Here is a 21,842-nt window from a genome sequence, read left to right on the forward strand (position 1 = left end):
GGCGCACCTCTGCCCCCAACCGCACTGATAGGGCAGACTCTTAGATCGCGTGGTAGCTACGCGGGGGACTGGCTCACACACACCGAGAGGAATATCGACTCGATGACATCTGATACGACGCAAGCGGGGGCGGCTCCGTACAGCAGCAATCTGTTTTTGAATGTCTACGATCTCTGGGTCATGCGGCTGTCGAACAGCTACGCCTGGCGCTGCAACCGACAGAACTTCCTTGACCTCTATAACGGTCGCATCGGACAGAGACACCTTGAGGTCGGGCCCGGATCAGGTTGGCTACTCGCCAACGCAGACTTACCAGCTGACCTCGATCTCACGCTTTCGGATCTCAGCCCGAACTCGCTGAAGCACACAGCATCTCGACTCCGGGTACCCACCACTCTGATCGAGCAAGACGTACTCGAACCCTTCGCCGAGAACATCGAAAAGTTCGACTCGATATCTCTCAACTACGTCTTGCACTGCCTACCCGGCGATTGGTCGACCAAAGATGCGGCGTTCGATAACCTCGCCGCGCTGTTAAAGCCAAAGGGAGTGCTGTTCGGTTCCACCGTGATTGGTGTCGACCAGCGGTATACCCTGTTCGGCAAGGCATTGATGACGGCGTACAACAAGATCGGTGCGTTCGGGAACTGGCACGACGATCTGCCGGGTCTGCAGAACGCGCTGAACAGCAGGTTCGAGCAGGTGGAGATCAACATGGTGGGGAACGTCGCTCTCTTCGTCGCCAAGGGCCCGCGAGCCACACCACGGTCGGCCTCATCGCGGCACAGCGCGCAGATTGAAGCGCATGAAGCTGAGCACCACAGGCAATAGGGGCGGTCGACTACGTCCGTACTTTCTGCTGATGGCGTAGTTTGCGCCAGGCCCTGGCAACGTCGACCAAGTCATCGCTCGTGGCGGTGAGGTCGTAGGCCCCGGAGCGCTGCGCCAGCACCGTCAGGAGCTCGTAGCGTTCCGGAGGCATCTGACCAGCGGTTTTAGCGGCATAGGCCTGAGCCAGTTCTGCTGCGATACTCTCCGCATTTAATTGAAGCGCGTCCGATTCAGTGGACAACGTGGATGCGTTCCACTTGCTGAGCCTGCGTGCTGCATCGTGAATTTCGATGATCTTTCTGTGAAGCTTCATCGCAGGATCGGACTGGGACTGTCGACTGTCGGCTGTCCTGACCTCGGGGAACTGATCGGTCATGTCTTGCCACAGAAGCTCGATTTCCTTCAAGTTCTTGCTGATTCGGTCCTGTCCTAGCTTTGCCCGCAGTACTGCGAGAACCGGAACCGCACCCATGATCAGCGATCCAGCAACCGCTAGGAAGAAAGTTAGGGCCTTCACATGCATCTCTGGATCCGCCGACCCAGAGCCTGTCAAGACCTCCTGAAAAGTGAGAATAGGCGTGCTCACCGCAACAAGTGCGAGACCGACCGCAATTGCAATCGCCAAGCCATAGAGCGCTTTCTCACGGACCGCGGTGTCGGGATGTCGAGCTTCACGTACGAAGATCCTCATGACAGCAACTGCGACGAACAGAATCGGGGCATAGAAGGCGGTCCACAAGACGACTGCCGGCCAACCCAAGTATTGATCGACTAACTCACCGGCCTTCCGGGAAGGTGTCCCGGAAATGAGGATGACGGCACTGAGAGCAAGTCCAATCGCGTCGTAGACCCGCTGGCGCTTCCACACAGCCGAAGGGTCGGCCCCCACCCATAACCGCGACATGCCGTAGATGGCCATGACAACCATGACGATGCAACAGAACGTGAGCTGCTGAAACAGAGCGACGTCGCCTAGCGGTTTCGGTAGATGCCTGATTGCGTCTTGAACCGCATTTTCACGGAGAACTAAGGCGAACCATCCGATGACCAGCGAGCGTGTAGTCAACCTATCGATGATCGACGAGTTGAGCCACGCGACGCGAACCACCAACGTCAGTGCCATCAGTACGATGATTGGCCACGAGATCCACGCTGGGACGGGGGAGGTCATTTCGCCCTGAAAAATGTCGAGCGGAGGGGCGACTGGCGTCGATTTCGGTTGACCATCGCCTCGACCATGATGTGGTCGGCGAAGGACTCGGCGGCGGCTTCCTGGTCATCTTCGAAGCTGTCACGACCCAACACATTTTCGATTGTTCGCTCCGAGACGTGAGGCAACAACACCTTGAGCATGGCCCTACTGTGGTCGGACTCGGGAAGGCCGGTATGCGAAAGAACCATATGACCTACCTCGTGACCGATGACTTGGTCTGCTTGATACTCGGCGACGTCGGATCCGTACACGATGAAGTCGTCTTGCTTGCGGGCAACCCACAACCCACACAGAGTGCCTGTCAGGCCCACACGGCTCAGCAGTGCCGACTCGACGGGCCATAGGACGATCGGTCGGTCGCGCTCCTCTGCGATCAGGTCGATGAACTTCTGACGCGACCATGGCTCATCCGACGGCATGTTCGCTGCGATGCGTCGCACAGCCGACCGAATCTGACTCTCTTGGCTCACGGGTCCCGACTCCCTCCGACCTTTTTTAACCGAAAACAATGAACGGCGCTACACGTTACTCCTGGTACCGCCTGCATCGGATGTCTTGCCTTCCGGCTGGTCAGGAAGCTGTTCGAGGATGTTCATGAGGTCGTCGGCGCTCATCGCACCTCCGTCCCGCATCGCAAGCAACTGAACGCCGGAATCGCGTAGCTGGGTCAGCACCGACAATTCCCGGTCGTAGCTCTCCGCGGTGCTGTCCCACTTGTTCGCGAGAAAGGAGGCCGGGGCCTCGAAGTACTCAGCGAGAGCGTGGACCATGTCGCTGTCGGCAAATCTCAGACCGGCCTCAGCACGTAACTCTGCTATTTCCGTCTCGATAACAGGCCGTCCCAAGAGACTGGAGATCGACTCGGCGACGACGGCATTGCTGACTTCCGGGTTGTCGGCGGTGTGGTTCGTCTCGAAGAGTTTGTTGATTCTCACGTGCAAGGGAGGCGTTGCCTTAGCCATGTTCGTTCCGTTCTTTTTTAGCGGCGTCGACTGTCTTTCAGACGGCGAGCGAACCGATGGGCTGTTGCTTGATCGATTTCGATGGGACTGCCGTAAAGCCAACGGCGGTAAAGCTTTTCTTCACGTTCTGGATCGTCGTAATCGACAGGAAGCTCCAGGAGCGCCGCGATTGCGGAATCGATCGCCTTGTGGTGCTGCCCATGATTCCTTTCGAGCGTCTCGGTGACGAAGGACCCGGCGATGGCCGAAACTGCAACATCCAGTTTCTGGAGTGCTACCCGCAGATCATCGACCCCTGAGGTGCGGTCTTCCAGGCCATCGATCTCTCTGTGCATGTCCCTCTGGGCCGCGAGCAGTTTAGTCAGTGGGTCCAGCCCGACCGTGATGTTCCCCGTGCCGGCCTTGTACGGTGCTCTCCCCAACACAACCGGCTGCGCGCTTTCCCAATAGACATTCGCGGCGCTTCCGGGCTTCCAACTCAGGCCGGTATCGAACTTTTGCAAGGTGCTCGGTCTCGGGTTGTTGAGCTCGCCGCGTTCGGCCATCAGGACGACGGGCTTTGTAGGCCCACCCGCCTCGCGCAATCCCGTGATGGTGAGGTTCCGTTGCTTTCTGCGAGAGCTGACGCAGGTGGCAAACCATAGTGGGTGTCCCGTTTGCGTCACAGATCCATCCTAGAGCCGAGGTCAATATATGGTCAATAAACTGAGTGGGGTCAATAAACGTGTCAGATCGCAAACCCCCGGTCAGGGGCGTGTGATCCATTCGAAATTGACTTCTACTTGCCCATCGCTCAGAGGGACCATAGTGTTCCGCTCGTGATGACGAAACACGGCGCAATTAGATCGCGCGTTGAGTTTCGTGAATCTAGAAGACTGGATCCACGGGACGTCCAACGAAGGATGGTCGGCCCACTTACGACCGACCGAGACGGTTCGGTTCAGCTGCCACTGGACCGGACTACTTGCGACCAGAACCCCGTGCTGCCGTCAACGTCCTCAGGGAAGTACGTCCAACGGTCGGTTTCGTACGCGATCGAAGGAGGCAACTACACGCGACACCTCGAAACCAAGGGCGCTGGCAATCTTTCGGGCCATTGCGTCCGACAGCTTTACATGACCGCGTTCGAGTGCGCCGATGTGCTGAGGGCTCACCTCAACTTTGCCAGCAAGATCACCCTGAGTAAGGCCGCGAGCTACCCGCAAGTCTCCAAGGTGCTCATCACTAGGATCCACGATCACCACATCGGTCACACGCACTTGCAGTACAGCGAGGCAGCGGGCAAGTGCGGCGATACCCGGATCCGCCTTTCCCTGCTCCCACTGCGAGTAGGTCGACGCTCCGATACCGCCCCGTCGAGCAACCTCCGCGCCACTGAGACCAGCCCTGGCTCGGGCGTCTCGCAAGCGGCTCGGATCGAAACCACGGAGGCGGCGCTTCATCGCTGGTACTCCACGGTGAGTCACAATGTCACCCGCCTATTCCTGGTAGCACATAATGTAGTCGTAAAACAGATTGGTTATCACGGGTTGTTTAAACCGGACTGTCGAAGTAAGGTTTAGCACAGAACCCGAACAAAGAAGAACCCCCGTGGTGCGCGTAGCTGATTGGCGTCCGCAAAGCGCATCCACGAGGGCCGACCCAGCAGACAGGGGTGCGACTACGTCGCGTCTACATGGGCATTCTCAGCCTAACGGACGTCGATGCACGTAGCGCCCCGGAACGGAACGCAACTGTGCTGTCCAGTCATTCACAGACCCTGCAAACACCAGCAGCCGCGTCCTCGCACTCGAATCAGTGCAGCGCCGTGAACGACCGAGTCCACGGTCTCGCTGTGTGCTCACTGCCCTCAACTCCGCATTCCACACACCAACTTCGGTGTGAAGAGACCGGCGAATTGATCGGGGAATGGACCGACGTGGACAAGGCGTTCCGCCGTCCCGCCAACGAACCTCGCCGCGACATCCAGTTCAACCAGGTGGCCTGACCCTCCCAGTCTCGGCTGGGGTCACCGTTTTGACGCCCAGTCGTGAGCTACAGGAGCTCCCCGACGCCCTGTAGCTCGACCGGTGGACCGGCGCGAGGGTCGTGCAGTAAGCGCATTTCATCATGTTCGGTGCTGCGCGACCCCGCCGGGACATCAACCGCGAACTCATACCCGTTCTCACAGAGAGGATTTCGATACCCGATGTGGATTTTCACTCAGCCTTGGTTCTGGCAGACGGTCTTCGGCTGGTTCTGAGGCACTAGCACGTGATGGGTGCGTGCGACTGGCCCACAACCTACGGATCGCACGCACCCATCCACTTCTTTCACTTGATCTAGAACCAATTGTCGCCAGAACGGTTGCTCTGCAATCGCATTCACCAGAACGACCCGAACGCCGGGTCGCACCAGGAAGGGATCGACACACAATGCCAGCAACATCGGGCTCCGGACAGCACCGCTCATCCAAGACACGAGGGCGGGTGATCAAATCGTTGCCCGCTATGGCTGCGGTGACGATCGCAGGCCTGACCATGCAGGCCGCTCCCGCTCAGGCCGCTCCGTCGCAGCCGGGGGTCATCGCCCCGCAGGAATCGCAGCCGGGCGTCACGGGCGCACCGAAGACGGCGCCGGTCGCCCCGCCGCCGGCCGCGCCGGAAGAACGTCAGTACCTACCCGGTTACCAGCCCTCACCCCAGGTCCAGCAAACCCCGTCACGCAGTTACGACGACTACCTGGCGGGCAATCAGCAGTCCACGTACTACCAGAACACCTATTACGAAGCCCCTGCTCCGCAGGCTGCCCCGAGCGAAGCGCCCCCGGCTCTGCAGGCGACTCCGCCGCCCCCACCGCCGGTCCCGACGGTGCAGCGCACCGTCATTGCTCCGATCGACGCACCTGATGGTTACTTCCTCGTCGGCGGTGAACTCGTGCCGTACGACCCGAACATCGTGGACCGCAATTTCGTCGAGCAGTTCAACAACACCACCCAGGCAATACAAGCCGATGGCGGAAACTGGCTGGTGGGCAACGGATTCGCCGATGCTCCCCGCGCCGACCGTATCGCAGCGGGTACCGCGACCGGTGTCATCACCGGTGGCGCTGTCGGCCTCGCGGCATCGATGGTCCCGGCCGCAGTCATCACCGGCACCGCCGCTGCCATCGGCGGCGGACTCGGTGTCGCCGCTACCACCGGCACCGGTGCGATCGTCTGGGGCGGACCGGTCGGCTGGGTGTTCATCCCCGGTGCAGCAGCTCTCGCAGGTGCCGGGGTCGGCGCGGCGCTGTCGGCACCGATCGTGCTGGGCCTGACCGGTGCCGGAGCAGTCCTCGGCGGCGTCCTCGGTGCAACCGTCCTCGGCGGCGAGCAGCAGATCATCGAAGAGCCTGCACCGCTCCCGGCACCCGAGAGCGTGCCGGCACCGCCTGCCGCGCCGCTGACCATCGATGCCCCCAGTGTCCAGAAGGCCGTCGATCAGGCAGTGACCGATGCGCAGGTGTGGACCGAGCCCGCGTACGAGGCCGTACAGGGATTCACCTCGACCGCACTCGAACAGCCCGCAGTGGCCGAGACAGTCGCCGCGGTCAACAACGCCGCTGCTCCGATCGTCGACCAGGCCAACGCAGCCCTGGCAGGCCTGCAGGCGGCACTCGTCCCCGCTTGATCCTCACTTCCCCCGGATTCATCTGTGCCAGAAAGGATTCATCGATCATGGTGCGAAGCCAGCAAGGTTCGTCGATAGTCAGCGCAACCGGCCCGAGCCGATCGCCGAGACGACCACAACCGGCCAGCGCCGCGTCCGGATCCCGTGACCGCAGTCGTCGCCGAGCAGCCCTGCTGTTCGGCGGCGCAGCGGTCACGGTCGCTGCGGTCGTTACCGGCGTCATCGTGGCCACCGGTGACGACTCGGCACCCGCGAAGGGCCCACTGCCGGCCGATGCACTGACAACGACCGCGCCGTCGACGTCCACCGACACCTCACCTCCTTCCGAAAGCTCACCGTCACCTGCTCCTGCCGAATCAGCGCAGGGTGATTGCTCGATGCCCGCAGGTGGGCAGGACAGCGGCGAGAACGCCATCAGGGCATTCGAGCACCGCCTGTACGTCGAACGGTCCGGCGCTGCCGCGTTCGAGCTCATCTCCCCCGCCGCCCCGCCGTTCACCACTGTCGAGAACCTCGATATCGGTATCGCCGAGACCCCGGTCGGGTCGAAATACTGCCTCGACCTCGACCCGGTTCTGCCCGGGCTCTTCACCCTCACCGTCAGTCTCGTCCAACCCGACGGGACACCCGGCCCGAAGTACCGCACCCAGCGCGTCACCACCTCCGTGGTCGACGGGCGTCATCTCATCGAATCGATCACCGAAGTAGGGGAATAGATCATGCGCAGTGCCGACTCCGTCCGACTCGCCGCCCTGACCGCCGCCGTGGCCACCGCACTGTCCCTCGCGGCCCCGGTCGCCTCGGCGGCACCCGCTGCCGGGTCACCGTGCGCGCGATTCGTGGCGGTCCTGGCACCGGGAACCACCGAAACCCGAGCCGACGCAGACCCCACCAAACCCGCCGGGATGCTGGGCCAAGTCGGGCAGGAGTTGCAGCGCCGGTACGGATCTCAGATCCAGGTCGTCTACCCTTCGTACCCCGCCCAGGCGTTCCTCCAGTCCGGCATGACGTACGCGACGTCGAAGACCGAAGGCGATCGGGCGACGGTCGACGCGATCTCCCGCTGCCCCGGATCGAAGTTCGTCCTCGGTGGCTACTCACAGGGAGCGCAGATCGCCAACGATGTGGCTGTCGAGATCGGAGCCGGGTCAGGTCCGACGCCGCCGGCGTCGGTGCTCGCGGTTGCCCTGCTGGCCAACCCCAAGCGCGGTACCGCCGGAGCGAAGATAGTCGGCCCCATACTGGCAGGTCAAGGCATCGGCGGACCCGACGCCCGCGGCTTCGGTGCCCTGTCGGGGAAGGTCTTCGACATCTGCCACCCCGACGACAAGTACTGCAACACCGAGACGTCCTCGAACTCGTTCCTGGCCTCGCTCGGCCGAATCCTCGCCAACCCACCGGGCACGGTCGAGACCGCCGCAGGAGCCACCGGCCCCACACCCGACACCGACGTGACCACCACCAGCGCAACTGGACAGTCCACCGCAGCATCGACGCTTCCCACCTCGAGCACGACCGGAAGCACCACCCCTACCCCGCCGACGTCTGGCACCGGCACCGATGCAACATCGACGTTCCTGAACGCAGTCACCTCCGACTACGGGTTCGCTGATCTTTCCGCAGCCCCGGGTGCCGCGAGCTCGCTGGCGGCATCGGTGGACAAGCTGCAGAACGCCGGCGCGCCGACCTCGACCTCGTCGGCCCTCGACATCGCCGAGATCGGTCAGCAGGCCAAGCTCCTGGCCGGTACGTTCGCCCCGGTCGCCCAGACACAGTCGTGGATGGCGGCGAACCCCGCGGCCCGCGACGGCCTGCGTACGGCCGCCGAAGGATCTCCGGAAGCTGCGACCAGCAGCGTCGTCGACGCGCTCGATCAGGTCGACATCCCGAAGATCGTCGGCGCTGCCGACCAGGTGGTGAACCTGGCCAGCTCTGTTCTGTCCGGCGCGTCGGCCCTGGCCGGCTCGACCTCGATTGCACCGTCCGGATCGACGCCCACCGATGCCGCGAGCACGTTCGCGGCCCTGTCCGGTCCCGCGCAGACCTTGAGCACCGGCGTGGCACCGCTGGCGAGCACTCCCGCCGATCAGCTCGCGACAGCGACATCGGTTCTGTCCGCGATCAAGCCGGTCACGATCATCAACCAGGTCCTCGGCGTGGTCACAGGGGTGACATCGGTCGACTACAACGGCGTCGCCGCGAACCTCCAGGCCCTCCCCGGTTTCCTGCTCTCCGGCAACATCAAAGAGGCACACCGGGTTTCGGGTGAGCTCAACAATCAGCTCTCCCCGCTGGTGAAGATGGCCGCCGGGGTGGACCTGTCGTCGATCGCGCGACTGATCAGCCTGATTCCGGACCCCTCCGGCACCGCAGCCGCCACATCGATGGTGGCCGGTCTGCTCGCCAACGTCGACGTCATCCGGCTCGCCCGCGACGTCGGCCAGCTCCAAGAGGTGGCATGGCAGGTCGTCGAGACCGGAAACCTGCTCGCCCTGGGTCAACTACTACCCATCGGAATCGACCTCGCCAACGTCGCACTCGGTGTCCTGATGCCGAGCCAGAAGATGTCCGCCGACCAGCTCGACGCACCCACCGACGCGATGACCGCACTGATGAGCAGCCAAGCCCAAAGCAGCGACCTCGTCGGGCTCGGCAATTCGGCTCTGGCCACCGTGACCTCCCCGGACGCGGCCGCCTTGGGCCAGTTGGTCGATGCGGGTGTCACTGCGGCGAGCTTCCTGGGTTCGCGGGTGCACGAGTCCTACGGACAGTGGCTCGTCGACGGCCAGAGCACCGCCCTGCAGGAAATGGTCGAGATCTACACCAAAGCCATCGGCGGCTGACCGGGAACGGGCCGCAGCACCAACACCTGTTCTGCCAGAACACAACACCGCAAGTACTTCGCACTTTCACCACCAGATGAAGGACATTCGGCAATGGGCACGCAGTCCAGCTCCACCAAGACCGGCATGAAGGCCGGGGCCGCAGTTGTCGCGGCCCTGGTCATGCTGGTCGGCGCAGTGGTGATGGGCAGCGACAACCCGAAACCGACTGCGGCCGACTGCATCCCGACCCGCTCGCAGACCCCGGCCGCCACCGGGTCGGTGACGGTGCCGGTCCCTGCCGGGCAGTACCAGCTCACGTCCGGCTTCGGTCCCCGGTGGGGAACCATGCATGAAGGCGTCGACTTCGCCGGGCCCGTCGGCACCCCGATACTCGCGGCCACGGACGGCGTGGTCGTCGCCGCTGGACCGGCCAGCGGATTCGGCAACTGGATCATCGTCGACACCGAGATCGACGGCAGCAAGCTCTCCACCGTCTACGGCCACATGTTCGACGACGGCGTGTTAGTCAAAACAGGCGACACCGTCACCGCCGGCCAACACATCGGCAACATTGGCAACGCCGGCGAATCCACCGGCGCACACCTGCATTTCGAGGTCGTCCCCGGCGGTCGCCTCTCCGGCGGTAAGGCGATCGACCCGGTCCCGTGGCTCGATCAGCACGGCGCGGCCGCCACCGGCAGCGACGCCACACCGCCCCCCGCGCCGGTACAGCTCGCGGCCGCAACGACGCCGCTGACAGCGGGCGGCGAGATGGCCCCACTACCTGCCGACAAGGGCTCGGAGGAGCACTGGCAGGTCGACACCGTGCGCATCGCCCGTGCCGTCGCGGCGACCTTCCCGGAGGTCGACACCATCGGTGGGTGGCGTCCAGTCGACAGCTACGACGATCACCCGTCCGGCCGCGCCGCCGACATCATGATTCCGGCCTTCGACTCACCCGAGGGCATCGCGTTGGGCGACCGTATCGCCGATTACGTCATGGCGAACAAAGACCTCTTCCAGGTCGAATACATCATCTGGCGTCAGCAGTACCGTCCCGCATCCGGCGAAGGCAACCTGATGGAGGACCGGGGATCTCCCACCCAGAACCATTTCGATCACGTCCACGTCACCACCATCGGACACGGATACCCCGTGCCCGGCCAGCTCTACGGCCCAGCCCCCGGCGGCGCGGGAGCATCCGCGGCCCCGTCCGGTCCCTGCGCCGGAGTTCCGGCCCCCGGATCGGGCGGAGGGCTACTCAAACCCGGTTCGACACCACCAGAGTTCGAGCCGTGGATCGTCAAGGCCGCCGCGACGTGCCCACAGGTCAGCGCCCCGATCATCGCCGCACAGATCGAGAACGAGTCCAAGTTCGACGTCGAGGCCCACAACGCCGGTTCCGGGGCGGACGGACCGACTCAGTTCATCCCCGGCACATGGGCCGCGAAGGCGGTCGACGGAGACGGAGACGGTACCAAGGACACCCGCAGCATCCCCGATGCGGTGATGACCCAAGCCGCCTACGACTGCGAGCTCGCGGCGATCGCAGCAGACGGACTCGCATCCGGAGCGCTCACCGGCGACCTGACCGAGCTCTACCTCTCGATGTACAACTGCGGGCCCGGCGCAACGCTCGGCCAGGGCCAGGTCTGTCAGAACGCAGAAACCCTCGCCTACGTCCGCAACATTCCCCAGCGAGCAGCATCCGCCTTCGCCGCCGACACCGCTGTCGCCGCATGAGAACCCACCAGGAGAACCAGGACATGAACTCTCGACGCAATGCCCTCTCGGCCCGCGGACCACTACTGGTCGTCGCCGCCGCCGCTGCCCTGGTACTCACCGGATGCGGGTCGTCCGGTGAGAGCGCCGTAGCGACGTCGACGACGCCAGCAGCGCCAGCACAACAGTGGAACCCCGGCGAGAGCCCGACGACGTCGCAGGCCGCTCCGACGTCGTCTCGCCCGCCGGCGGCATCGTTGCCGCCCGAAGCAGCGGGAGTGGACTTCACCAGTCCCGACGCTGTCGCCCGCGCCGCCCTGACGGTGTGGTTCGGCTGGAACACCAACACCGACACCGGACCGAACGACGCGGCGCAGCGATCGACCCCGCTGCTCACGGATCGTTTCGCCGACTCGATCACCGCCACCTCAGCGGTATCGGGGCCGGGTGGCCAGTGGCTCGAATGGGCCGCAGAGGGCGCGGTGGTCGCCGTCGAAGTCGACCCCTCGACAGCATCGGTACCCGAGGAAACCCCTAGCGAGGCCTACCGGGTCTTCGAGATCACCCAGACCGCCCGCACACCCGACGGCGAAGTCGTTGGCACCCGCAAGGTCGGGGCGAACGTACAGCTGCGCAACGCATCCGGCGACCGGTGGGAGGTCGAGAAGATCTCCGAACGCTGACCCGCCTCGCCCCTGTTCACCACCCGCTTTTCACCGCCCGAGAAAAGGACACGCCATGACCACATCCGCCGCCACCGAATGGGAAGCCGCAGCCGCAGCCGTACGCGGGGCCGCCGAAGATCTGCGCACCAGCGACTCCGCTGCACTGCGGGCGTGGGCGAAGACGAACGACCTTCTCTCACGAACGATGTGGCCGAAAGTCAAACGAGAACTGCTCAAGCAACTCGACCTCGACTACGACAGTTTGCGGAACCGCGAAGCCATCGAACGCAGAGACGCCATAGCCGCATCGGCCGCATCGGCACCGCTGGTCGAACTGTTCGCAGCAGGTGACGAACGCGGCAGCTTCGCCGTTGTCAGTCCCGTCGACGACGCCGCCTGGTACGGAACGTTTCACCGCAACGACGCGGTGTTCAAGAAAGGTAACCAGGACTCCGCCGACGACTCGGCCGCCGGTAAGGCCATCTTCCTGGCCGGCAAAGCACGCGAGGAGGCAGACGTCCCGGCGGTGCGACTGTTGCTGCACATCAGCAACCCGAACATCGACGGGACCGCTCTGGCCGGCGTCGCCGCCAAACACGGGGTGTCCCTCGACCTCGACATCACCGACGACAACCCCGCCGCACAGTGGTGCGAGGAGCCCGGTTTTCAAGCGTGGCAGGCGATTCGGCTCTCCGATCTGTTCGTCGACGACGAGGAGACCGACGACCAGGCACCTGACGACCAATGACAGAGCGCGATGACGACCCCGGAAACACCTCTTCCCCGAAAGGAACTCCGATGAGTACTCCTGACCCCTACAGCGAGCCTCGCGACAACTACGACGCGGAAAAGACCGTCGACCTTCGCAGGCAACGACTGCGCCGCCAAAGCCCTCCCGAACTCGACCCAGCCCCCATCGATGACGGCGCTCCCTCCGTCGACGACGACAACCAGAACGACAACTTGTTCGCCGACCCCTACGAAGTGGGCCAGGATGCGCTGGCAGCGAACGAAGAGCCACTGACCGCTGTGCCGGCGGAGTACGTGGGTCGCGGTTTCGATGCCGGCTACACCGACACCGACTCCAGCCCCGCCGAATGGGGACTACGGGGGCGAATCAATGCCGCCCTCGGACTCAAGAGAGCGCCGGTACCGGACTCCGCGGAGGACCGGTTCCGCCAATCCGTGCGCCGCGTACAGCAGCCCCTACCCGGCTGCATGGTCGTCTCGGTGGTCAGCCTCAAAGGTGACGCGGGCAAAACCTCCACCACCACAGCCCTGTCGAACACCTTCGGTCTGCATCGCGGCCGCGGAGTGGTCGCGTGGGACGCGAACGAGTCGACCGGCACCCTCGGCCACCGCGCCGAACGCACCACCGACCCAGAGCTCGGCCCGTGGGACATCCTGGAGAACGCGCACGCTCTCGCCTCCTCCGATGCGGTCTCGGGAGCACTGGGACACTACCTACGCCTGCAGCCCACGCACGATGAAGTTCTCGCGGCCGACGGATCCACCAGCCGAGAGCGCGGTATCGGTTGGGACGAATGCACAGCATTGATGGCTGTCCTGCGTCGGCACCGGGACCTGATCTTCATCGACACCGGAAACAATGCGCTAGCCAGCAATTGGCAATGGGCAGTGCAACACTCGGACTTGTTGGTGATCCCGCTACCGCTTCGCCGCGACATGGCCATTCAGGCCTTGGCCATGCTCGACGGGATCGCAGCACGAGGTTACGAGCACCTCGTGCGCAGCGCGGTAGTGCTGACGGTCCTGACACCGGGTTCGGACCCCGCACTCGAGGACGCCATCGTCGCCGAGTTCGGGCAATTGGGTGTCACCACCATCATGCGGGTGCCGTACGAACCGGTGTTCGCCAGCGGCCAGCGCATCAAGTACCGCGAGCTGGCCCCGGCGACGGTCGAGGCGTACACCAACGTAGCGGCCGAGATCGCGGACGCGTTGGCCACAGCGGCCTACGAACGTACCGCCCAATACGCCGATACCTATGCACCGCAGGAGTTCACGCGTCCATCGCAGGCAGCGCGGCGACCGGACCGACGCCCGCCGGTGGCCCCACCGAGAGGGTGGGAAGACGACGCACCGGACAACCAATACCCCCCTCGACTTCCACAGGAACCACACGAGCAGTGGCGACCTCGGGCGGTACAACCCCGATCCGGCCGCCCGGGCTGAGCACTCCGCCATCGCAATTCGACCCCCATACGAAAGGACCCACCTCATGACCGAATCCACCCCCACGACACCACCACCGCGGCCAGCTCTGCGGAGAGCGGCGACGACCGCCGCTGTCACCGTGGGCACGCTCGGGTTGGCGATCGTGCTCGCAGCACCCGCCGCCGCGCAGACCGGGAACCCTCTCGAAGGAATCACGCCGTCGCTGACCTTCCTCGGCCCTGCGTTCAACAACGTCTGGGCTCGTGTCATCGCCTCGATCTGGGCGGTCCTGCTCGGCGCTACCGCAGTGAAACTGATGGTCGCGATCTACAAGATGCGTGCCGCCAAAGCAGGTGGCTACGCAGCGGAGATGACCGACGCGATGGGCGAGGCGAAAGTGTCCGGGATAGCCTTCGCTTCCTTGTCTGCGGTGACTGTGATCATCGGCGCGATCATCTTCGTCACCAGTCAGGGTTGATCACCACCGGCATAGGGCCAATACCCCTTGCTACCAACGCATTCCATACAAGAGAGAAGAATTGACATGGCACGAGATTTCTCCGCCGTCGGCACCAGCAGCGGCACCACCAGAGCCACAGGATCGACGTCCGGATCCTCCGGATCGGGACTGTTCGGTCTACCGAAGTGGGTTCTGGCGTTGATCGCTGTCTGCGTCGCGCTGGTTCTCGCCTTCGTCGTGAGCCTGATGGTCTCCGGTGGCGACGACGCAGACGGTAACGGGTCGTCGGATGCGATTCGCGCAGCGCACGGACCGACAACCACCATCGACGGCATCCCAGCCGGCTACACCCGCGATCAGGAGGGGGCGCAGACCGCGGCCGTGAACTTCATCCAGGCCAACGGTCAGACCTACGCGGGTCGGATCGACGCTCAGAAGTTGCAGGAAGTGGCGGTGTCGTCCACGCCGACCCCAGCTCTGACCGAGGTCATCGAGATCTCCAGTAACCGGGAAGAGACAGGCGGCACCGTCAACAATGTCCCGTTGATCGTCACGGTCACCGATTTCACAGAAGACAAGGCGACGGTGTCGGTATGGGGCATGGGAGTGGGCCAGACACCGGTCAGTGAGGGGAGTGACAAGGTCGGAATTCTGACTGTCTACTCCACCAGCACCGTGACTCTGTCCTGGGAAAACGACGACTGGAAGGCGCAGGACTGGAAGTTCCAGACTGGCCCGTCAGCTGACCAGGCTCAGTTCCCCGCCGATGACTCCCCGCTGTCCAAGCCGGGTGCGAACGGTTTCTACACCTTCTACGTGAACTGATGAGGGGCTGGCCTTCGATGTGGCGAAAGATTCTGTTGACGATCGCAGTGGTGGTCATCGCGGCCGCGGGGCTCGCGTGGCCCGCGGCTGCAGAACCTACCGCTGTACCGGCTCCAGGTCCCGGTGGCCCACCTGCCACGACGTCGGCCAAGAAGCTACCCGAGACGTTTCCTGCGGATCTGCGCAAGTACATCGCCGGCACCGATGAGTTCAAAGCAGCGCCGTGGTTCACCGGCCCTTGCAAGGACAAGGGCGGCGACATGGGCCAGTACGTGGGTGCGGTGATGAACGAGGAAGGCCGCTTGCTGTATTGGACGGCCAGCGAGAACGACCGGCTCACGCGGTGGGCGGCAGAAGTGTCGTTCAAGAAAAACCCCGTCCTGATCGGCGTTCTCGTCGACGCCGGTGCCGTCGGTACCGCCACGACCGGGATCGATCTGGGGGTCGAGCAGAACCGTACGGCTGCTCTGTCGATCACAGACGAGTCAATTCTCGAAGCGTTCTACCCGCCGGTGTACCCGGCGGGTGACTCGTCGATGCAGCCGCCGGCACCGACGTGCAGCGAAGACCTTGCGCGGTGGACGACAAAGACCTCGAGCACGTGGGGCTTCGACTGGGCCTCGACTCCCGATGCGGCCTCGCTCGCCGAGATGAAAGCGCAGCCGAACGCCGACCAGGTTCCCGACCAGGCCTGGACCGACGCCTGCGCCGAGGGCGTGCCGGCCTCGTTGTGCATGCACGCGATGTACGTCAACTGCGACAAATCCACACCTGGACAAGACCAGATCACGTGCGGTCAATGGAATGTCCGCATCGGAAAGTTGTTCGGCGGCACCATGAACTGGATCGACCAGAACACCAGCTTCAGTGACCGCCTGAGCGAGACCCTCGAATCGGCGTTCAAATCGACCCCGCAGTACAAGGTCGGGAAGATGTACGTCGACGGATTCTCCTGGGTCTGGGACAACACCGTCGGCACCGTCTCGGACATCGTCGACTTCGTCAAGGACCCGTCCGACGTCATCGACTCGTGGGCGAACAAGCTCAAGAGTTCCGCGATCGCCATCACCACATCGGTGCTGCACGGACTTGCCGGGATCGGAGAGTTCGACCCCGGACAGCCGGAATTCGTTGCTGTGTACGCGATGTCGACCGGTCTGGGCATTCTGGTGCTCGTCTTGATGACGATGCTCGCCATCCACAAATCATCGGATGGGAGCAGACCCGGAACCGAGTTGGCCAAGGATCTGTTCGGCTACGCCCCGGCCGGAATCATGATGATGCTCTTCGCTCCATCGATGGCACAGCTGATCATCTCCTTGGCCCACGAATTGTCGGTGTCGCTGATCGCGGTCCTCGGCACCACCACCGACGAGGTGATCGACAACGTCTCTTCCGTTCTAGGCCCGCTGACCGATGCCACACTCGTCGGTGGGGCGATCGCGGCGATCGCCGGGTTCCTGCTGCTGTTCCTCGGTGCGCTGGCGATGTTCTTCGGGTTCCTCATGCACGCGGCAGCACTTCCGGTGCTGGCGGTGGTGTGCGGTATCGCCTTCGGTATGTGGGTCCACCCGACGTGGCGAAAGAAAGCGCTGCGGCCGGTGATGATGTTCCTGGGCATCGTGTTGTCCAAGCCGCTGATGTTCGTCATCCTGGCCGCGATCTTCTCGGTGATCAACGTCGCCGCCGCGGGGGCGGTGGCCGACGACGGCGAACTCGAATCGTTGGGCGATCTCGGTCTGATCGCCGTGTGCTTCGTGATGATCGGGTTGGCCCCGTTCGCGTTGCTCAAGTACTCCCCGATCCTGCCGACGTCCGCGGACTCCGCCGATTTCGGGTCGAGCGGATCTGCCACCGGCCAGGCAATCGGGTCGAGCGCCGGGATGTACCAGCAGCGAGCAGGAGGCGGAAGCAGTGTCGCCTCGAAGAACGCCGGAGCAGCAGGGGCACCGGGCAGAGATTCCGGCGGTACGTCCGGCAGCGACGGATCACACGGTTCAGGAGGGACCGGGTCCGGTCGCGGATCCTCGGCGTCGTCGACGCACGCCGGCCAAGGCGGTCAGACCGCGTCGCGGTCCGGAGGGATCAGCAGCGGCCGCGGCGGCGGGCACGGCGGCGCGAAGGCCGGCGGATCGGAATCGAAATTGCTCGCGGCCGCGGGAAAGACCGCGGGCGCAGCGGCAGGAGCGGCCACTGTCGTTGCACCGATCGCGCTCTCGGCGGCAGGCGCTGCGATGAACAAGGCCGGCTCGGCCGCACAGAGCGCCCCCGAGCACGCAGACAGCGACAACTGATGACCTATCGCGACGACAAGGACCGCAAATGAGTGAGCAACGCACCGCAGTACTGGGCCGCCAGCTCGCCCGCAAGGGCATCCTTCCGTTTCCCGAACCGGTGGTGATGGCATGGACGGCAACGCTGATTCTGGCGTTGTTCCTGGTCTTCGTCGTCGGCCAGAGTCTGTGGACGTTGGCGATCGACGTGGTCCTGATCGTCGCGGTCCTCTGCGCGACACTCGATTTCGGCCTCCGCGAGTCCTACGCGGCACGCAAGGTCAAGACCATTCGCAACCGTCGACGCCGCAAAGCCGGTGAACACGTGTGGGTCTCGCCCACCGACCCGCGATACGGCAACCCCGATCATGACCCAGGGTGGACGATCCCGGTTCCGCTCTACCGCGCCGAACCGGTCGACCTAACCGGGACCGGACTCGACGACATGTTCATCGTCGAACACCGCACCCCGGGCGACAACAACTACTACTCGGTGCTCATCGCCATGCAAGGCCTCGCCGAAGGCCTGCGCGGGGACGCCGCGTGGGCAGTGACCTCGTCCGCGTTCGGGCGAGTTCTCGCCGGTTTCGCCAAACGCTCGTCGTTCATCCGCGGTCTGGAGCTGCTGCACCGCAGTGTCCCGGCCGACATGGTGCCGCACGAGAACTGGGTGAGCGACCAGATCGCCGCCGGCGACCCCGACCTGGCCCTGATTCCCGCAGTCCGCTCCTACGGGCAACTCATCGACCGCATGAGCCCCTACTCGGAGGAACACCGGTCCTACGCAGTACTGATCTTCCCGAAGTCGACCACGTTCCTCACCGAAGCCGGCCGGATCGCACGCCGTAAGGACGCCGCGCTGGTCGGCGGGATCGCACAGGTCATCCGCGACGAGACCGCGCGGGCCGTCAGCGCTCTGGAGCGCGCGGGAATGGGCCGGGTGGAGGTCTACGGCGAACAGCGCGCGTGCGCGGTTCTACGGGCGTTCCAGGACCCCAGCTACCCCCTCGACGCGCACAAGGGCGTGCGGTGGGAGAACTGCTGGCCCTCCTACATCGGGCGCGACGACTCGGTGGAGATCGCCGGCCAATGGCACACCCGCGTCGGAGTCATCCCCCCGTCCTCGATCGAACCTGTCGAACTCGGTCCCCTGTGGCTGGCGACACTGCTCACCGGTGTCGAACCCGACGCCGGCGACGACGAAATCCCCGCCGCACCCACGATCCGGACCGTGATCGCACGAATGGACTTCGTCGACGCCCCCAAGGCCCGCGAGGCCGCGAAGAAGGACGTCACCCAGGACGAAGCCAAGCAGATCGCGGAGGAGCGCAAAGGCAAGACCACCGACGGCACCTCTGAGGTTGAGCTCAGTGAATCCGGACGTCGCCGCGCAGACCTCAAGCCCGGCAGTCAGCACCACGGCATGATCTACACCCTCGCAGTGTCGGTGACCGGCCGCGACGAAGACGACGCATTGCGCGCCTGCACCCGCGTCGCACAAGCAGCCGACGACAGCGGCATCGGAGAGATCGAGTGGCAGGACAACCGCCACGACGTCGCCGCGTTCGTCACCCTGCCCCTCGGCCGCGGACTCGCAGCCACCAAATGGACCCGCGTCCGCTGAGCCGGACCCAGAGACGATCGAGGCGAGAGAAATGACCAGCACTCAACACAAGACGGACCGGCGGCGTGGTCATGCCGCCAGCCCTCGCAAGCGGCGACTGTTCCACCTGACACTGCGCGCCAAACGCACCGCAGTGGACCTGCAAGCGCAAGCCGACACCGCTGCTGCGCTCGGCGCAGCCGAAGCGGCCGGATTGATCACCGCCCGCCGGCACCCACCGACACGGAAGAAGTGGCTCGACCGGTGGGGTTGGTACGAACTACGCACCGAAGGTGCCTGGACCTCCACCCGACAAGGTGAGGCGCTGAACTTGGCGACGATGCGCCGCTCCGTGCGTCACGAGGGCCTGCTGACGGGACTGAACAAGATCAGTCAGTCAGGAGTGATCACCGACCCGTTCGCCCTCTACGGCTCGGAGATCGAGAACATCAACATCGCCATCATCGGCGACATCGGCAAGGCGAAGTCCTCCCTGATCAAAACCGCGATGTGTGTTCGCCAGCTCGCCCTCCCGAATCGACAGGTCGTAGTCATCGACAAGAAGCGCCAGGGCAGCAAGGGAGGCGAATACAGCGGCATCGCCGACGCGATGGGCGCTCAGTCCATCCGATTCCGCACCGGGACAACAGGAATGCGCATCAACCTGCTCGACCCCGCAATCGCCACCGGAGTCGAGCGCACCGACGGTGTCGCCCCGGCCGGCCAGGAAGCGCTCGTCGGCGCGGTCATCGAGGACACCATGGGTCGCACGCTCATCGAGACCGAGAAAGCGGCCCTCGGGTTGGCTCTGCAAGTGGTCAACGCTCGCGCCGCCCACGAGGACCGTGAACCGATCCTGATGGAGCTCGCCGAAGAGCTGCTCAACCCTACGGAGGGCGCGGGAGCGACGTTCGGTCAGCTGTGGTCGGAGGAATCGCGCCGGTGGGGTCTCAATCCCGGTCTGGCACTGCGCGAACTCTGCCTTGGTGACCTCAAAGGGCTCGTCGACGGCGCAACCTCACCGGAGGTCCGCCAAGCACTCGACCATCCGTTCGTGCACTTCGACGTGTCCGCGCTGCCGAACAAGGGACCGGCGTTGCGCGTGATCATGACGGTGATCAACACCTGGCTCGCGAACGTGCTCGCCTCCCGCTCTGCCCGGCATATGCAGACCTTGCTCCTCGTCGAGGAAGGCTGGCACGTCGCCGACGGCTCGACCGGAAAAGTGTTCCGCGAGAACATGAAACTATCTCGCGGACTCGGCCTGTCGACCGTGTCGGCGTTCCACCACATCTCCGACCTACCGGTTGAATCCCCGGCGCGAGCGTTGATGAAAGAAGCCGGGATCGTGTTCCTCTACGGGCAGGACCGAGTCGAGGACGCCGAAGAAACCGCCCGCATGTATCACCTTCCCCCCGGGTCGACCGAGATCATCATGTCCCTCGCCAAGGGCCACTGCCTGGTCAAGTACGGCAACGCCGATCCGATCCTGATGGAGCACGTGCGCTCGGATCTGGAGATCGAACTCACCGACACCGACGAAGTGATCAAGGGAGCAGCCGCATGATCGATCGAACTGTCATCGAACCGCTCGGCGACCGGGCGCTGAACTGCGTATGCGGCCCGACACCGGATTGGGAGTGGCTTGCCGCGATGACGCACGGGTGGCCACTGATATTCACGGCCGTCGCAGCGGTCGCGTTCGTCGTTCTGCTCGTCCTCCTCGTGGTCCCCGCGATCGAACGACACCGCGGTGACGTCGATACCCATGCCTCACTGACAGTTTCGGAACGGAAGTCATGATGACTCTGCACTCACCGTCGCTGGTCGGACTGGACTTCACTGCCCTCGACGGGGCGGGCAGCACAGCATCGCGTCGACTGTTTCGTTCCCGTTCGACCGCGGCAGCGTTCGCTCTGACACGGGCCGCTGCAGGCGGCGACGCGTGGTTCTCGCTCGACTTCTCCGCCTTCGCGGTGGCCTCGGCCGATGCGAACTCGTTCCAGTCGATCGACGAGGTGTCGGTGACAGGGTCGGTAGCCGAGTTGGCCTGCGCCTTGGCTTCGCTCGCCGACTACGAGATCGGTGTCCGCCGCGCACAGTTCCCTTTGCCGGCGGCCCTGTCGGCGGAGATCTCCACGCTGGCGGCCGCTGTGGCCTCGCCGGTCCATCCCTCGCGGGAGAACGACGCCGGCGCAGTGGAGGTGCACGTGTGCACGAGGCGACCGGTTCCTTTGCCGGATTCGCGTTCACTGGTGGGTATCTACTCAGCCGACAACGCCGAGCGGGTTGCGGGTGTACTTGCCTATCGGCTCGGCGGCGAGATCTCGCCGGCACCATCACAGGGCCGCATTCAGATCCACCACCCCGCCGATCTCGGCGACGGTGACCGCGACGCGATCGAGCGGTACACCCGCATTACCGAGCTACGCGCCAACATCAGCGCGCTCGATCCGCTGCGCGACGCCGAGACGACGGCTCGCCTCACCGACGAGCTGGACGCCCTGAACGCCCTGAACGCGGTCACGATGCAGCGTCGGTCGACGCCGTCGCCCGCCCTAATTTCCGGCACCGATCTAGTCCGCAGATTTCTCAACACACCACCCGCACTGCTCGATACTGCGAAGGACTGACC

General features: G+C 64.4%; 20 protein-coding genes. 15 read left to right on the plus strand and 5 right to left on the minus strand.

Annotated features, from left to right (window positions below):
* Positions 1-102: 102 nt before the first annotated feature.
* On the plus strand, positions 103-831 hold the full coding sequence (locus AB0366_RS24925) for a class I SAM-dependent methyltransferase (RefSeq protein WP_052053383.1): 729 nt from the start codon (positions 103-105) through the stop codon (positions 829-831).
* Between the two features lie 10 nt (positions 832-841).
* On the opposite strand, the gene AB0366_RS24930 is transcribed toward AB0366_RS24925, so the two are convergent.
* From AB0366_RS24930 to AB0366_RS24950, 5 genes are all read right to left on the minus strand, one after another.
* Positions 842-2,002: an MAB_1171c family putative transporter gene (locus tag AB0366_RS24930; RefSeq protein WP_366246358.1), complete on the minus strand. Its 1,161-nt coding sequence runs from the start codon at positions 2,000-2,002 to the stop codon at positions 842-844.
* The gene (locus AB0366_RS24935; protein ID WP_141216890.1) at positions 1,999-2,514 is read right to left on the minus strand and encodes a hypothetical protein; all 516 of its coding nucleotides are present in this window, start codon (positions 2,512-2,514) and stop codon (positions 1,999-2,001) included. The genes AB0366_RS24930 and AB0366_RS24935 overlap by 4 nt, the downstream gene beginning before the upstream one ends.
* A gap of 48 nt (positions 2,515-2,562) precedes the next feature.
* Positions 2,563-3,006, minus strand: coding sequence for a hypothetical protein (locus AB0366_RS24940; protein ID WP_363799345.1), 444 nt, complete (start codon positions 3,004-3,006; stop codon positions 2,563-2,565).
* A 17-nt stretch (positions 3,007-3,023) separates the two neighbouring features.
* The gene (locus tag AB0366_RS24945; RefSeq protein ID WP_094653620.1) at positions 3,024-3,551 is read right to left on the minus strand and encodes a hypothetical protein; all 528 of its coding nucleotides are present in this window, start codon (positions 3,549-3,551) and stop codon (positions 3,024-3,026) included.
* Between the two features lie 453 nt (positions 3,552-4,004).
* Positions 4,005-4,448, minus strand: a complete 444-nt coding sequence (locus AB0366_RS24950) for a helix-turn-helix transcriptional regulator (RefSeq protein ID WP_080729902.1) — start codon at positions 4,446-4,448, stop codon at positions 4,005-4,007.
* 1,026 nt (positions 4,449-5,474) lie between these two features.
* Between AB0366_RS24950 and AB0366_RS24955 the strand changes: the two genes are divergently transcribed.
* The 14 genes from AB0366_RS24955 (at position 5,475) to AB0366_RS25020 (ending at position 21,840) form a co-directional block, all read left to right on the plus strand.
* Entirely contained in the window at positions 5,475-6,656 is a 1,182-nt protein-coding gene (locus AB0366_RS24955; protein WP_206497647.1) for a hypothetical protein, read from the plus strand.
* 47 nt (positions 6,657-6,703) lie between these two features.
* On the plus strand, positions 6,704-7,372 hold the full coding sequence (locus AB0366_RS24960; RefSeq protein WP_230598239.1) for a hypothetical protein: 669 nt from the start codon (positions 6,704-6,706) through the stop codon (positions 7,370-7,372).
* Between the two features lie 3 nt (positions 7,373-7,375).
* Positions 7,376-9,499 (plus strand): cutinase family protein, encoded by a 2,124-nt coding sequence (locus AB0366_RS24965; protein WP_366246359.1) that lies wholly within the window; start codon positions 7,376-7,378, stop codon positions 9,497-9,499.
* 93 nt (positions 9,500-9,592) lie between these two features.
* Positions 9,593-11,224 carry a M23 family metallopeptidase gene (locus AB0366_RS24970; RefSeq protein ID WP_155291220.1) on the plus strand — a complete coding sequence of 544 codons (1,632 nt, stop codon included), beginning with the start codon at positions 9,593-9,595 and terminating at the stop codon, positions 11,222-11,224.
* Positions 11,221-11,886, plus strand: coding sequence for a hypothetical protein (locus AB0366_RS24975; protein ID WP_052053386.1), 666 nt, complete (start codon positions 11,221-11,223; stop codon positions 11,884-11,886). The genes AB0366_RS24970 and AB0366_RS24975 overlap by 4 nt, the downstream gene beginning before the upstream one ends.
* A 55-nt stretch (positions 11,887-11,941) precedes the next feature.
* Entirely contained in the window at positions 11,942-12,616 is a 675-nt protein-coding gene (locus tag AB0366_RS24980) for a hypothetical protein (protein WP_366246360.1), read from the plus strand.
* 50 nt (positions 12,617-12,666) lie between these two features.
* The gene (locus AB0366_RS24985) at positions 12,667-14,064 is read left to right on the plus strand and encodes a ParA family protein (RefSeq protein ID WP_366246361.1); all 1,398 of its coding nucleotides are present in this window, start codon (positions 12,667-12,669) and stop codon (positions 14,062-14,064) included.
* Between the two features lie 46 nt (positions 14,065-14,110).
* Positions 14,111-14,524, plus strand: coding sequence for a hypothetical protein (locus tag AB0366_RS24990; RefSeq protein WP_052053388.1), 414 nt, complete (start codon positions 14,111-14,113; stop codon positions 14,522-14,524).
* 66 nt (positions 14,525-14,590) lie between these two features.
* A complete protein-coding gene (locus tag AB0366_RS24995; protein WP_032391687.1) occupies positions 14,591-15,331 on the plus strand; it encodes a hypothetical protein in 741 nt (246 codons plus the stop codon).
* A 17-nt stretch (positions 15,332-15,348) separates the two neighbouring features.
* Positions 15,349-17,625 (plus strand): hypothetical protein, encoded by a 2,277-nt coding sequence (locus AB0366_RS25000; protein ID WP_366246362.1) that lies wholly within the window; start codon positions 15,349-15,351, stop codon positions 17,623-17,625.
* Positions 17,626-17,653: 28 nt separating this feature from the next.
* Positions 17,654-19,228, plus strand: a complete 1,575-nt coding sequence (locus tag AB0366_RS25005; protein WP_032391689.1) for an SCO6880 family protein — start codon at positions 17,654-17,656, stop codon at positions 19,226-19,228.
* A 31-nt stretch (positions 19,229-19,259) separates the two neighbouring features.
* A complete protein-coding gene (locus tag AB0366_RS25010; RefSeq protein ID WP_094653611.1) occupies positions 19,260-20,774 on the plus strand; it encodes an ATP/GTP-binding protein in 1,515 nt (504 codons plus the stop codon).
* On the plus strand, positions 20,771-21,010 hold the full coding sequence (locus AB0366_RS25015; RefSeq protein ID WP_366246365.1) for a hypothetical protein: 240 nt from the start codon (positions 20,771-20,773) through the stop codon (positions 21,008-21,010). The genes AB0366_RS25010 and AB0366_RS25015 overlap by 4 nt, the downstream gene beginning before the upstream one ends.
* Complete coding sequence (locus tag AB0366_RS25020) at positions 21,007-21,840, plus strand: hypothetical protein (RefSeq protein ID WP_366246366.1); 834 nt, start codon at positions 21,007-21,009, stop codon at positions 21,838-21,840. The genes AB0366_RS25015 and AB0366_RS25020 overlap by 4 nt, the downstream gene beginning before the upstream one ends.
* The last annotated feature ends 2 nt before the right edge of the window (positions 21,841-21,842 follow it).

The organism is Rhodococcus sp. NPDC076796 (genome assembly GCF_040702765.1).
GTDB lineage: Bacteria > Actinomycetota > Actinomycetes > Mycobacteriales > Mycobacteriaceae > Rhodococcoides.